At 31.8% G+C, this 13,903-nt stretch carries 12 protein-coding genes; all 12 read left to right on the top strand.

Annotation, left to right across the window (positions count from 1 at the left end; translation table 11 throughout):
* Positions 1 to 8 precede the first annotated feature (8 nt).
* The 12 genes from IDG63_RS06225 to brnQ3 all read left to right on the top strand — a co-directional run bounded on the left by IDG63_RS06225 (position 9) and on the right by brnQ3 (position 13,846).
* Complete coding sequence (locus IDG63_RS06225) at positions 9 to 623, top strand: phosphatase PAP2 family protein (protein WP_000084773.1); 615 nt, start codon at positions 9 to 11, stop codon at positions 621 to 623.
* A gap of 116 nt (positions 624 to 739) precedes the next feature.
* Positions 740 to 940: a hypothetical protein gene (locus IDG63_RS06220; protein ID WP_000184336.1), complete on the top strand. Its 201-nt coding sequence runs from the start codon at positions 740 to 742 to the stop codon at positions 938 to 940.
* 76 nt (positions 941 to 1,016) lie between these two features.
* Positions 1,017 to 1,148, top strand: coding sequence for a hypothetical protein (locus IDG63_RS06215; RefSeq protein WP_001788795.1), 132 nt, complete (start codon positions 1,017 to 1,019; stop codon positions 1,146 to 1,148).
* A gap of 261 nt (positions 1,149 to 1,409) precedes the next feature.
* On the top strand, positions 1,410 to 2,069 hold the full coding sequence (gene arlR / locus IDG63_RS06210) for a response regulator transcription factor ArlR (RefSeq protein ID WP_000192137.1): 660 nt from the start codon (positions 1,410 to 1,412) through the stop codon (positions 2,067 to 2,069).
* Entirely contained in the window at positions 2,066 to 3,421 is a 1,356-nt protein-coding gene (gene arlS, locus IDG63_RS06205) for a sensor histidine kinase ArlS (protein ID WP_000166801.1), read from the top strand. Before arlR ends, arlS begins: the two co-directional genes overlap by 4 nt.
* A gap of 283 nt (positions 3,422 to 3,704) precedes the next feature.
* A complete protein-coding gene (locus tag IDG63_RS06200) occupies positions 3,705 to 6,503 on the top strand; it encodes a 2-oxoglutarate dehydrogenase E1 component (protein WP_000180666.1) in 2,799 nt (932 codons plus the stop codon).
* A gap of 13 nt (positions 6,504 to 6,516) precedes the next feature.
* Entirely contained in the window at positions 6,517 to 7,785 is a 1,269-nt protein-coding gene (gene sucB, locus IDG63_RS06195) for a dihydrolipoyllysine-residue succinyltransferase (protein WP_001115441.1), read from the top strand.
* A 579-nt stretch (positions 7,786 to 8,364) separates the two neighbouring features.
* Positions 8,365 to 9,174 carry a VOC family protein gene (locus tag IDG63_RS06190; protein WP_000334516.1) on the top strand — a complete coding sequence of 270 codons (810 nt, stop codon included), beginning with the start codon at positions 8,365 to 8,367 and terminating at the stop codon, positions 9,172 to 9,174.
* A 28-nt stretch (positions 9,175 to 9,202) separates the two neighbouring features.
* A complete protein-coding gene (locus IDG63_RS06185) occupies positions 9,203 to 9,406 on the top strand; it encodes a DUF6501 family protein (protein ID WP_000902175.1) in 204 nt (67 codons plus the stop codon).
* A 180-nt stretch (positions 9,407 to 9,586) separates the two neighbouring features.
* The gene (locus IDG63_RS06180; protein ID WP_001185421.1) at positions 9,587 to 10,378 is read left to right on the top strand and encodes an ATP-binding protein; all 792 of its coding nucleotides are present in this window, start codon (positions 9,587 to 9,589) and stop codon (positions 10,376 to 10,378) included.
* Positions 10,379 to 10,391: 13 nt separating this feature from the next.
* A complete protein-coding gene (locus tag IDG63_RS06175; RefSeq protein WP_001283673.1) occupies positions 10,392 to 12,278 on the top strand; it encodes a nitric oxide reductase activation protein NorD in 1,887 nt (628 codons plus the stop codon).
* 224 nt (positions 12,279 to 12,502) lie between these two features.
* The gene (gene brnQ3, locus IDG63_RS06170) at positions 12,503 to 13,846 is read left to right on the top strand and encodes a branched-chain amino acid-like transporter carrier protein BrnQ3 (RefSeq protein ID WP_001039275.1); all 1,344 of its coding nucleotides are present in this window, start codon (positions 12,503 to 12,505) and stop codon (positions 13,844 to 13,846) included.
* The last annotated feature ends 57 nt before the right edge of the window (positions 13,847 to 13,903 follow it).

Here is a 13,903-nt window from a genome sequence, read left to right as displayed (position 1 = left end):
AATGCTTTATGAGTCAATGGAAACGTATCTCTTTGCTCATCGTTTTTACATTGGTTTTTGGAATTATCGCGTTTTTCCACGAATCAAGACTAGGGAAATGGATTGATAATGAAGTTTATGAATTTATATATTCATCAGAGAGCTTTATTACGACATCTATCATGCTTGGGGCTACTAAAGTAGGTGAAGTCTGGGCAATGTTATGTATTTCATTACTTCTTGTGGCATATCTCATGTTAAAGCGCCACAAAATTGAAGCATTATTTTTTGCATTAACAATGGCATTATCTGGAATTTTGAATCCAGCATTAAAAAATATATTCGATAGAGAAAGACCTACATTGCTGCGTTTAATTGATATAACAGGATTTAGTTTTCCTAGCGGTCATGCTATGGGATCAACTGCATATTTTGGAAGTGGTATCTATCTATTAAATCGATTAAATCAAGGTAATTCAAAAGGTATTCTTATAGGGTTATGTGCAGCTATGATTTTATTGATTTCCATATCACGTGTATATCTAGGTGTACATTATCCAACAGATATTATTGCCGGCATTATTGGTGGCGTATTTTGCATTATTTTATCAACGTTATTACTTAGAAATAAATTAATAAATTAAATAGTAAAAAAACAAAAGCAGTAAACCTAAAGTGTCGTAAGGGTTTACTGCTTTTATAAAACGTTGTTATAACGTATATTGTCTTTTACGGGCATATAAAAGGGGAATATTTGAAAATGACCAATCCAACAAGAACGAAACGTTGTGGGGGGGATGTTCTATGTGGTATTGATAATCATTTTCAACTACTATTATACATTAGTGAGAATCATTGTCAATTAGAAACTAAAACTTTTTTTGAATATTTTTTAAGAATAGTAAATAAAACGCATGATTACGCTATTTTAGAAAATAAAAAAATTTGTATTTCTCATTAGAATTAGAATATTTAAAAGTGATGAGGTTTAAAAATTATATTGTTTACATACTCCTTTTGAATTCATACATTATGAAATGTTACTTCCAAGTTCAAAATCGCACATTGAAATGATGTGTGAAATGTTTAAACTACGGTCATTTTGTGAAAATAAAGATAATAACTATTCATTTTACAATAGTGAAAAGTCAGTATATGACAACAATTAATATTGCGGTAAGGCCTTGTGTTACAGTATTCTATATTTAAGTACTGCAATCAGAATTAACAGAATTCCATTAACTGATTATTAAATATTTGAGTTAATAAATAATTAATGATTGTAGCTTGAAAAATTTAAAACATGGTTATTGATTTGTGATAAAATTTAAACGTAAACAAACTAATTTAAAAAGCAACTATTGTATAGAAAAATACAAAATTTAAAATATATTACCTTATTAGAAAAAGTCGTAATATGAGGTGTACAAATGACGCAAATTTTAATAGTAGAAGATGAACAAAACTTAGCAAGATTTCTTGAATTGGAACTCACACATGAAAATTACAATGTGGACACAGAGTATGATGGACAAGACGGTTTAGATAAAGCGCTTAGCCATTACTATGATTTAATCATATTAGATTTAATGTTGCCGTCAATTAATGGCTTAGAAATTTGTCGCAAAATTAGACAACAACAATCTACACCTATCATTATAATTACAGCGAAAAGTGATACGTATGACAAAGTTGCTGGGCTTGATTACGGTGCAGACGATTATATAGTTAAGCCATTTGATATTGAAGAACTTTTAGCAAGAATACGTGCGATTTTACGTCGTCAGCCACAAAAAGATATTATCGATGTCAATGGTATTACAATTGATAAGAATGCTTTTAAAGTGACGGTAAATGGCGCAGAAATTGAATTAACAAAAACAGAGTATGATTTACTATATCTTCTTGCTGAAAATAAAAACCATGTTATGCAACGGGAACAAATTTTAAATCATGTATGGGGTTATAATAGTGAAGTAGAAACAAATGTCGTAGATGTTTATATAAGATATTTACGAAACAAATTAAAACCATACGATCGTGACAAAATGATTGAAACAGTTCGTGGCGTTGGGTATGTGATACGATGACAAAACGTAAATTGCGCAATAACTGGATTATTGTTACCACGATGATTACGTTTGTCACGATATTTTTGTTTTGTTTAATTATTATTTTTTTCTTGAAAGATACACTGCATAATAGTGAGCTTGATGATGCAGAACGAAGCTCAAGCGATATTAATAATTTATTTCATTCTAAGCCTGTTAAAGATATATCTGCATTAGACTTGAATGCATCTTTAGGTAATTTTCAAGAGATAATTATTTATGATGAGCATAATAATAAATTATTTGAGACATCGAATGATAACACAGTGAGAGTTGAACCAGGTTATGAACACCGTTATTTTGACCGCGTAATAAAAAAACGCTATAAAGGCATTGAATATTTAATTATTAAAGAACCAATTACAACGCAAGATTTCAAAGGGTATAGCTTGTTAATTCATTCACTAGAAAATTATGATAACATCGTAAAATCATTGTATATCATTGCGCTGGCATTTGGAGTGATTGCAACAATTATAACTGCCACAATCAGTTATGTATTTTCAACACAAATTACTAAACCGCTTGTCAGTTTATCAAATAAAATGATTGAGATTCGACGAGATGGTTTTCAAAATAAATTGCAATTAAATACAAATTATGAAGAAATAGATAATTTAGCAAATACGTTTAATGAGATGATGAGCCAAATTGAAGAATCATTTAATCAACAAAGACAATTTGTTGAAGATGCGTCACATGAATTACGAACACCATTACAAATTATTCAAGGTCATTTAAATTTGATTCAGCGATGGGGAAAAAAAGACCCAGCAGTATTAGAAGAATCGTTAAATATTTCTATTGAAGAAATGAATCGTATCATAAAATTAGTCGAAGAATTACTTGAATTGACTAAAGGAGATGTAAATGACATTTCTTCTGAAGCACAGACCGTGCATATTAATGATGAAATTCGCTCGCGAATACACTCATTAAAACAATTGCATCCTGATTATCAATTTGATACGGATCTGACATCTAAAAATCTAGAAATTAAAATGAAACCTCATCAATTCGAACAATTATTTTTAATCTTTATTGATAATGCAATCAAATATGATGTGAAGAATAAGAAAATTAAAGTTAAGACAAGGTTAAAAAATAAGCAAAAAATAATTGAAATTACAGATCATGGAATTGGTATTCCAGAGGAAGATCAAGATTTCATTTTTGATCGCTTTTATCGAGTGGATAAATCTCGTTCAAGAAGTCAAGGCGGTAATGGACTCGGATTATCTATTGCTCAAAAAATCATTCAATTAAACGGAGGATCGATTAAAATTAAAAGTGAAATTAACAAAGGAACAACGTTTAAAATCATATTTTAATCATGACTGAGACGTCAATCAAAGTCATAGGATCAATTTTTTAAGTACACATTAGCTGTGACTAATGTATAAGAACAACTATAAAACAAATAAACAGTGGTTCTTTATCATTTCTGTTGTACTCCCAAAATTTACAATAAAATACATCTATAAACCTAGAAGAATCAACGCTTTTGTTGATTCTTCTTTTTAGCAGATAAATAGGTAAATCTACTTTAACAAATAACTAAATAGTGATATTATTACATTGTAAGCGTTTCAACATTTTTGTGGAGGGTGTAAAATGACTAACGAAAGAAAAGAAGTTTCAGAGGCTCCTGTAAACTTCGGTGCGAATTTAGGTCTAATGTTAGATCTATATGATGACTTTTTACAAGATCCATCATCTGTACCAGAAGATTTACAAGTCTTATTCAGCACAATTAAGAATGATGACTCAATTGTACCAGCTTTAAAAAGTACAAGTAGTCAAAATAGCGACGGCACAATTAAGCGTGTCATGCGTTTAATTGATAATATTCGCCAATACGGGCATCTTAAAGCCGATATTTATCCTGTAAATCCTCCAAAAAGGAAACATGTACCTAAATTAGAGATTGAAGACTTTGATTTAGATCAACAGACTTTGGAAGGTATATCAGCAGGAATTGTTTCAGATCACTTTGCCGACATTTATGATAATGCTTATGAAGCAATTTTAAGAATGGAAAAACGTTACAAAGGACCAATTGCATTTGAGTATACACATATTAATAACAATACCGAACGTGGTTGGTTAAAAAGAAGAATTGAAACGCCATATAAAGTAACGTTAAATAATAACGAAAAAAGGGCACTATTCAAACAATTAGCGTATGTTGAAGGGTTTGAAAAATATCTTCATAAAAACTTCGTTGGTGCAAAGCGTTTTTCAATTGAAGGGGTAGACGCACTTGTACCGATGTTACAACGTACTATTACGATTGCTGCGAAAGAAGGTATTAAAAATATACAAATAGGCATGGCTCACCGTGGACGTTTAAACGTTTTAACGCATGTCTTAGAAAAACCGTACGAAATGATGATTTCAGAATTTATGCATACAGATCCAATGAAATTCTTACCTGAAGATGGTAGCTTGCAGTTAACTGCTGGATGGACTGGTGATGTGAAATATCACCTTGGTGGCATTAAAACTACTGATTCATACGGTACAATGCAGCGTATTGCACTGGCTAACAATCCAAGTCACTTGGAAATTGTTGCACCTGTTGTTGAGGGGCGTACGAGAGCAGCACAAGATGATACACAACGAGCTGGGGCTCCGACGACTGATCATCATAAAGCAATGCCAATTATTATACATGGCGATGCTGCTTATCCTGGTCAAGGAATTAACTTCGAAACAATGAACTTAGGAAACTTGAAAGGCTATTCTACGGGTGGTTCATTGCATATTATTACTAACAATAGAATTGGATTTACTACAGAACCAATTGATGCACGTTCAACAACTTATTCTACAGATGTGGCCAAAGGTTATGATGTGCCAATATTCCATGTCAATGCAGATGACGTTGAAGCTACTATTGAAGCAATTGATATTGCAATGGAATTTAGAAAAGAGTTTCATAAAGACGTCGTTATTGATTTAGTAGGTTATCGTCGTTTCGGACATAACGAAATGGATGAACCATCAATTACTAATCCAGTTCCTTATCAGAATATTCGCAAACATGACTCTGTTGAATATGTGTTTGGTAAAAAGCTTGTTAATGAAGGTGTCATTTCAGAAGATGAAATGCATTCATTTATAGAACAAGTCCAAAAGGAACTAAGACAAGCTCATGATAAAATTAATAAAGCTGATAAAATGGATAATCCAGATATGGAAAAGCCTGCAGATCTTGCATTACCGTTACAAGCAGACGAACAATCATTTACTTTTGATCACTTGAAAGAAATAAATGATGCATTGTTAACATATCCGGATGGCTTTAACATTTTGAAAAAGTTAAACAAAGTTCTTGAGAAGCGTCATGAGCCGTTTAATAAAGAAGATGGTTTAGTTGATTGGGCACAAGCAGAACAACTTGCATTTGCGACAATTTTACAAGATGGTACACCGATTCGCTTAACTGGTCAAGATAGTGAACGTGGTACATTCAGTCATAGGCATGCCGTGTTACATGATGAGCAAACAGGTGAAACATATACACCTTTACATCATGTTCCTGATCAAAAAGCGACATTTGATATACACAATTCTCCGCTTTCAGAAGCAGCAGTAGTTGGTTTTGAATACGGCTATAATGTGGAAAACAAAAAAAGCTTCAATATTTGGGAAGCGCAATATGGTGATTTTGCAAATATGTCACAAATGATTTTTGACAACTTCTTATTCAGTTCTCGCTCAAAATGGGGAGAACGTTCAGGATTAACATTATTCTTACCTCATGCATATGAGGGTCAAGGTCCTGAACATTCATCAGCAAGATTAGAGAGGTTTTTACAATTAGCTGCTGAAAATAATTGCACAGTTGTCAACTTATCTAGTTCAAGTAATTATTTCCACTTATTGCGTGCACAAGCGGCTAGTTTAGATTCTGAACAAATGCGACCATTGGTTGTTATGTCGCCAAAAAGCTTGCTGAGAAATAAAACAGTTGCAAAACCAATTGATGAATTTACTTCTGGTGGATTTGAGCCAATTTTGACAGAATCATATCAAGCGGATAAGGTTACAAAAGTTATTTTAGCAACTGGTAAAATGTTCATTGATTTAAAAGAAGCATTAGCTAAAAATCCAGACGAATCAGTATTACTCGTTGCGATCGAAAGATTGTATCCATTCCCAGAGGAAGAGATTGAAGCATTACTAGCACAATTGCCAAACCTTGAAGAAGTGTCATGGGTACAAGAAGAACCTAAAAATCAAGGTGCATGGTTATATGTCTATCCATATGTTAAAGTGCTCGTTGCAGATAAATATGATTTAAGTTATCATGGCAGAATTCAAAGGGCTGCTCCAGCTGAAGGCGATGGAGAAATTCATAAACTTGTTCAAAATAAAATTATAGAAAATGCATTAAAAAATAACTAGGGGGAAATAAGTCATGCCAGAGGTTAAAGTTCCAGAATTAGCAGAATCTATTACAGAAGGTACCATTGCAGAATGGTTGAAAAACGTAGGGGATAGCGTAGAAAAAGGTGAAGCTATTCTTGAATTAGAAACTGATAAAGTTAATGTCGAAGTTGTATCTGAAGAAGCAGGTGTATTATCTGAACAACTTGCAAGTGAAGGCGACACTGTAGAAGTTGGACAAGCAATTGCTATCATCGGCGAAGGTAGTGGCAATGCTTCTAAAGAAAATAGTAACGACAATACTCCACAACAAAATGAAGAAACAAATAATAAAAAAGAAGAAACAACAAATAATTCGGTAGATAAAGCTGAAGTCAATCAAGCAAATGATGACAATCAGCAACGTATTAATGCTACGCCTTCTGCGCGTCGATATGCTCGTGAAAATGGTGTGAATCTTGCTGAAGTAAGTCCGAAAACAAATGATGTGGTTCGTAAAGAAGATATTGATAAGAAACAACAGGCACCGGCATCAACACAAACAACACAACAAGCATCTGCAAAAGAAGAGAAAAAATACAATCAATATCCTACAAAACCAGTGATTCGTGAAAAAATGTCACGCAGAAAGAAAACAGCTGCCAAAAAATTATTAGAGGTATCTAATAATACAGCTATGTTAACAACAGTTAACGAAGTTGACATGACAAATGTTATGGAATTGCGTAAACGTAAGAAAGAACAATTTATGAAAGATCATGATGGTACTAAATTAGGATTTATGTCATTCTTTACTAAAGCTTCTGTAGCAGCTTTGAAAAAGTATCCAGAAGTTAATGCAGAAATCGACGGCGACGACATGATTACGAAACAATATTATGATATTGGTGTAGCTGTTTCTACAGATGATGGATTATTAGTACCATTTGTAAGAGATTGTGATAAAAAGAATTTTGCAGAAATCGAAGCAGAAATTGCTAATTTAGCAGTTAAAGCACGAGAGAAAAAACTTGGCTTAGATGATATGGTTAATGGTTCATTTACGATTACAAATGGCGGTATTTTTGGATCAATGATGAGTACGCCAATTATCAATGGTAATCAAGCTGCAATCTTAGGCATGCATTCAATTATTACAAGACCAATTGCGATTGATCAAGATACAATCGAAAATCGTCCAATGATGTATATTGCATTAAGCTATGATCATAGAATTATTGACGGTAAAGAAGCAGTTGGATTCTTAAAAACAATTAAAGAATTAATTGAAAACCCAGAAGACTTATTATTAGAATCTTAATCCACAACACAAAATAGTTTACTATTCCTAAAAACGGGATCAAATCAATAACAAACAGCAGTAAGATTATTTTCTAGTCGAAATATCTTACTGCTGTACTTTATTTTTATAATGCTTCGTATTAAAATGTGAGTTTAATTTTGACTACTTAAAAAATATATCATTTCTATTGAAATAGACTCACAACAGAAATATAGGTAGAATAGCGTGTTACAATATGCTAATGAAATCATTTTAGATAATAACAAGCGATGAAATTTATGAATTCTATAAGCGCCTTTAGTTAATTTAAAATCATCTGAACAAGATGTAAATTCACTTTATGGACACGACATATATATGTTTTTTATGTACTACAAAAAACGAAATATGCAATTGCTATATACAGATACTCATTAATGACACACTCAATAGCAACCATAACAATATTATGTTACCTATTTAAATGAAATAGTTCTTTTAAAGAAATACATTTTTCACATATTAATCTATAATCAAAATCAACTGACCGATATTCTATAATTTATGATTAAAATAAGTTATAATATAATAGTAAAGATAAAGATAGAGGTGGCTATAATGTGTGGACTTAGAAGTATAACATTAGGTACAACAAATATAGAACAGACAAAACATTTCATGGTTGACATATTAGGATTAAATTATGAAGAACTTCTTGAAAACTCAATTCGTTTCGGCGATGCAGATATAAGCCCAGGAACAAGACTTCAATTTATACAAGTTCCAAGTGAGCAATTAGAAGAATCTCACTTTGTGGGTATTGGATTACGTACACCAACTGACTCAGGTTTAGAGGAGTATGCGGAAATATTATCGAATAAGGATATTCCATTTACAACAGTTAAAGAATTAAATGGCAATAAATATTTCAGTCTCGAAGATAACAATGGTCATATTTTCTCAATATATTCAAACGAGAATAATTATGGCGTTGGTTTAGGTATGCCTTCTTTTGAGAGTGCGGTCAATCCTTTACATCAAGTGCAAGGTTTAGGACCAGTGATTCTTAAAGTGAATCATGTAGATATTACAGGTCAAATTTTAACAAATATATTCGGACTTGAAGTATTTGCAGAATACCAACCCTTCGACAATGCTGACTATCATGTCCAAGTATTCAAAATTGGAACGGGTGGTCTAGGTGGCGAAATACATTTAATGCCTGTAGAAACCGAAATGACAATGCCGGAATATGGCGCAGTCGATCAAGTTGAGTTTGAAACGAAAGATGCAGATTTCTTTAATCAAGCGAAATCGCGCTTAGATGAAGTGGAAATACCATATCAAACGCTTGAGCAAGATGATATTGAATCAATTAGAATTACTGAAAACAGTGGATTATCGTTTATATTCACTTTACAAAAATAATTTTTTTACGATAGTGAGGACAAAATTTATGTTACATGAAACTTGGAAAGAACGTACACCAATCAAGAAAGTAGAAGTCATTAATACAGATGCAAAGAAATTTACAGTTTCTGACATGTTAACGGTTGGCAAACAATATGATGTTATCAACGAAACTGAAGAATATTATCAAATAATAGATAATTCTGGATTAGTTGGCGGTTACTATAAAACATATTTCAAAGAAGTTTAAACGCATAATTATTGAAATGAAGCCTAATATGAGATTTTCAATTAGTAAATTTGGTAAAATATAAACAATTCGCATACTAAGTATTGCGTTTTATATCAGAATAGAATAGTAAACTAAGGCATTTGAAGAACTTATTCCATGTCTTAGTTTTTTAATTTATTTAAAGGAGAACGTTTTAAAATGGCACTAAAACATTATAAGAATTCAGATTCAACAGTTTTCAATGATGCGAAGGCATTATTTGATTTAAATAAAAATATTTTACTTAAAGGTCCAACAGGTTCAGGGAAAACAAAGTTGGCAGAAACATTAAGTGAAGTTGTTGATACACCCATGCATCAAGTCAATTGTTCTGTTGATTTAGATACAGAAAGCTTATTAGGCTTTAAAACAATTAAAACAAATGCGGAAGGTCAACAAGAAATTGTCTTTGTAGATGGTCCAGTTATTAAAGCTATGAAAGAGGGGCATATTTTATATATTGATGAAATAAATATGGCTAAACCTGAAACATTGCCTGTATTAAATGGGGTCTTAGATTATCGTCGTCAAATTACGAATCCATACACTGGTGAAGTAATCAAAGCTGTACCAGGATTTAACGTTATAGCAGCGATAAATGAAGGTTATGTTGGTACTTTGCCAATGAATGAAGCACTAAAAAATCGCTTTGTTGTTATTCACGTTGATTATATTGATGGGGACATTTTAAAAAATGTGATTAAAGAGCAAAGTTTATTACAAGATGATAAACAAATCGAACAAATTATTAAGTTTAATGAAGATTTACGTACTATGTCTAAGCAGGGACAAATTTCTGAAGAAGCCGCTAGTATCCGTGCATTATTAGACTTGTGTGATTTAATCACTGTAATGCCAGTTGAACGTGCAATTAAACGTACAATTATTGATAAATTGGAAGATGAACGTGAACAACAAGCAATATATAATGCTGTAGAACTAAACTTTTAAAGAGGGATAAAACATGAGTGATCGTTTCATAAAATTTAACGACGAACAGTTAGATGCCAAGCAAGTAATGATGTTGCAAGACTTAGCTCGACTCTTATTAAAAAATGAACAAACACAAGTTAAAATCCAAAAATTCCCTTACTATAATCCTGTTCAAAATGTTTTGATTACGAGTTGGTTTTGGTCACATCGACCAAGCCATATCGAAATGGCTGGTTTAAAAACAGATGTTATGTTAGCTGCTTACGGTTATCATATGATGGATGTACAAATTGTAAATGAAGTAGTACAAGATAAAACTTTTAAACACCCTAAATTTTATCAACAACTTTTTAAATTATTAGAAGATATGCGCGTATTAAATTCTATTAAAGTTGAGCGCCCAAGTACTGCTAAATTAATTGATCTTCGCTTAGATACACGTATATCATATACGGAATCTCAAATTAAAGTGTATCGTACTAAAACACAATATACAGATTTATTATTTTTGTATTTAGAACATGCATTTTTAAGCCAAGATTTCTTTGATATACCATCTATACATTCAGATTTAGATGATATTGTAGTTAATATGTTCTTATATTTACCTAATTTTTTCCAAAATCAAAATTCTGAAGATAATATGTATCTGGCTCAAAGAATTATGTATCAAGTAGATGATATTTTAAAAGAAGATATGCTAAACGAATATTATTACTTACCTAAAACACTATATAATACATTAGCTAGTCCAGAGTTTGATGATTTAAAGAGAACTGATGCAAGTCAAGTCGATGGGCAAGATGATACTTCAGAAGATGATGATAACGAAAGTGAAAAAGCTGACTCTAAATCTGCAGATAGTGAGTCAAAAGGTGGCGCCTATTTAGAAATGGAACTTCACGAAGGACAAAATAGTGAAACATTGGGTAATGATGAAGCACGTGAAGGCGATGCTACAGATGATATGACTGATATGATGACCAAAAAGGGCAAAGGTTCAAACGATACGCTAAATCGTGAAGAAGGCGAGGCTGTTGGTCAAAGCCAAGCATTTCAACTTGATGGTGTGAACAAAAATGTAGAAATAAAATGGCAAATTCCTGAAATTGAGCCACAATATGTTTTAGAATATCAAGAATCGAAACAAGACGTACAATATGAAATCAAAGACTTAATTCAAATTATAAAGAAAACGATTGAACGAGAACAGCGAGATGCACGTTTTAATTTAACAAAAGGACGATTACAAAAGGATTTAATTAATTGGTTTATCGACGATCAATATAAATTGTTTTACAAAAAACAAGATTTAAGTAAATCATTTGATGCGACGTTTACATTGTTAATTGATGCGTCAGCAAGTATGCATGATAAAATGGCTGAAACGAAGAAAGGTGTAGTGTTATTCCACGAGACGTTAAAAGCATTGAACATTAAACATGAAATTTTATCATTCAGTGAGGATGCCTTTGATTCAGACGATCATGCACAACCAAATATCATTAATGAAATTATTAACTATGATTACTCAACCTTTGAAAAAGATGGCCCACGTATTATGGCACTTGAACCTCAAGATGATAATCGTGATGGTGTTGCTATTAGAGTTGCAAGTGAACGATTAATGCGTCGAAATCAACATCAACGATTTTTAATCGTATTTTCAGACGGCGAACCGTCTGCATTTAATTATAGTCAAGATGGTATTATTGATACGTATGAAGCTGTAGAAATGTCACGTAAATTTGGTATTGAAGTATTTAATGTATTTTTGAGTCAAGATCCAATAACTGAAGATGTTGAACAAACAATTCATAATATTTATGGTCAATATGCTATTTTCGTTGAAGGTGTTGCGCATTTACCTGGACATCTCTCTCCATTATTAAAAAAATTACTACTTAAATCTTTATAAATAAGTTTAAAATATGAGTTTATATGAAATTGTGAATAAAAGTCATCAGTTACTATTTAAAAAGTAAATTTGAAGAATTTTATTTTCTGGCATAATTTGATTTAAACAACACATGTGTTTTGTTTCTGCTATGTACAACATATTTCATATAGACTCTTTATTATTTTTTGTGCTAAAATATTTACTTGTAAATTATTTCGTGTTTAAAAAAAAGGAGTAACTCTATGAATAAAAATACATGGGTCATTGGGTTTACGCTCTTCGCTATGTTTTTTGGCGCAGGCAATCTAATTTTTCCTCCTAATCTCGGATTGGATAGTGGTCAATTTTTCTGGCCCGCCATTTTAGCGTTTGTTCTAACTGGGATTGGTTTACCATTATTAGGTGTGATTGTAGGTGCACTTGATAAAGAAGGATATATTGGCGCATTAAATAAAATTTCACCTAAATTTTCAATATTGTTCTTAATCATCATTTATTTGACTATAGGACCACTTTTCGCAATACCTAGAACTGCATCTACATCTTTTGAAATGACAATTACACCAATTATACATAGCAATAGTAGTATCGCTTTATTTATATTTACGATTATCTACTTCATAGTCGTTTTGTATATTTGTTTAAATCCATCTAAGTTAATCGATCGTATTGGTTCATTATTAACACCATTATTATTGATTACTATTTTAGCGATGATTATTAAAGGATACTTAGACTTTAGCGGTAATAGTGCTGGAAAGGGCAATGAAGCACTATATCATTCTAATTTTTCAAGTTTTGCTGAAGGCTTTACACAAGGCTATTTAACAATGGATGCCATTGCAGCAATTGCTTTTTCAATGATTGTTGTTAATGCAGTAAAACTAACAGGCATTACTAAAACAAATCAAATATTCAAACAAACTTTGACTGCTGGTTTAATTGCAGCCGTAGCTTTAATTTTCATATATATTTCATTAGGTTATATTGGTAATCATATGCCAGTAAGTGACATGACGTTAGATCAATTGAAATCCAAAGATCGAAACATTGGGACATATTTATTAACGACAATGGCTTCAACAGGATTTGGTTCATTCGGAAAATATTTATTGGGCATCATTGTGGCGCTGGCATGTCTAACTACAGCATGCGGGCTTATTGTTGCAGTTTCTGAATATTTCCATAGAATCGTACCTAAAGTATCATACAAAGCATTTGTATTAGTTTTCATTTTAATGAGTTTTATTATTGCTAACCAAGGTTTAAATGCTGTTATCTCAATGTCAATTCCGGTATTAAGCATTGTATACCCAGTAGCAATAACTGTTGTATTATTAATTTTAATTGCCAAATTCATACCGACAAAACGCATTTCACAACAAATTCCAGTTATTATCGTATTTATATTGTCGATTTTCAGTGTTATTAGTAAGTTAGGTTGGCTGAAAATTAACTTTATAGAATCATTGCCTCTAAGAGCGTATTCTTTAGAGTGGTTCCCAGTAGCAATTATTGCAACGATATTAGGCTATCTAGTCGGCATATTTGTAAAACAAGATCCAATTAAATATCAACAGGAATAACGAATAATATAAAAGGAAGCATCTCCAATTTAATCGTAGGATGCTTCCTTTTTGTTA

Source organism: Staphylococcus sp. EG-SA-14 (assembly GCF_017151935.1).
Lineage (GTDB): Bacteria > Bacillota > Bacilli > Staphylococcales > Staphylococcaceae > Staphylococcus > Staphylococcus aureus.
This window is presented reverse-complemented; position numbering and strand designations above follow the sequence as displayed.

Coding starts and splice junctions, on each gene's coding strand:
- IDG63_RS06225 (WP_000084773.1), top strand. CDS start 9: ATGAGTCAATGGAAACGTATCTCTTTGCTCATCGTTTTTACATTGGTT.
- IDG63_RS06220 (WP_000184336.1), top strand. CDS start 740: ATGACCAATCCAACAAGAACGAAACGTTGTGGGGGGGATGTTCTATGT.
- IDG63_RS06215 (WP_001788795.1), top strand. CDS start 1,017: ATGTTACTTCCAAGTTCAAAATCGCACATTGAAATGATGTGTGAAATG.
- arlR (WP_000192137.1), top strand. CDS start 1,410: ATGACGCAAATTTTAATAGTAGAAGATGAACAAAACTTAGCAAGATTT.
- arlS (WP_000166801.1), top strand. CDS start 2,066: ATGACAAAACGTAAATTGCGCAATAACTGGATTATTGTTACCACGATG.
- IDG63_RS06200 (WP_000180666.1), top strand. CDS start 3,705: ATGACTAACGAAAGAAAAGAAGTTTCAGAGGCTCCTGTAAACTTCGGT.
- sucB (WP_001115441.1), top strand. CDS start 6,517: ATGCCAGAGGTTAAAGTTCCAGAATTAGCAGAATCTATTACAGAAGGT.
- IDG63_RS06190 (WP_000334516.1), top strand. CDS start 8,365: ATGTGTGGACTTAGAAGTATAACATTAGGTACAACAAATATAGAACAG.
- IDG63_RS06185 (WP_000902175.1), top strand. CDS start 9,203: ATGTTACATGAAACTTGGAAAGAACGTACACCAATCAAGAAAGTAGAA.
- IDG63_RS06180 (WP_001185421.1), top strand. CDS start 9,587: ATGGCACTAAAACATTATAAGAATTCAGATTCAACAGTTTTCAATGAT.
- IDG63_RS06175 (WP_001283673.1), top strand. CDS start 10,392: ATGAGTGATCGTTTCATAAAATTTAACGACGAACAGTTAGATGCCAAG.
- brnQ3 (WP_001039275.1), top strand. CDS start 12,503: ATGAATAAAAATACATGGGTCATTGGGTTTACGCTCTTCGCTATGTTT.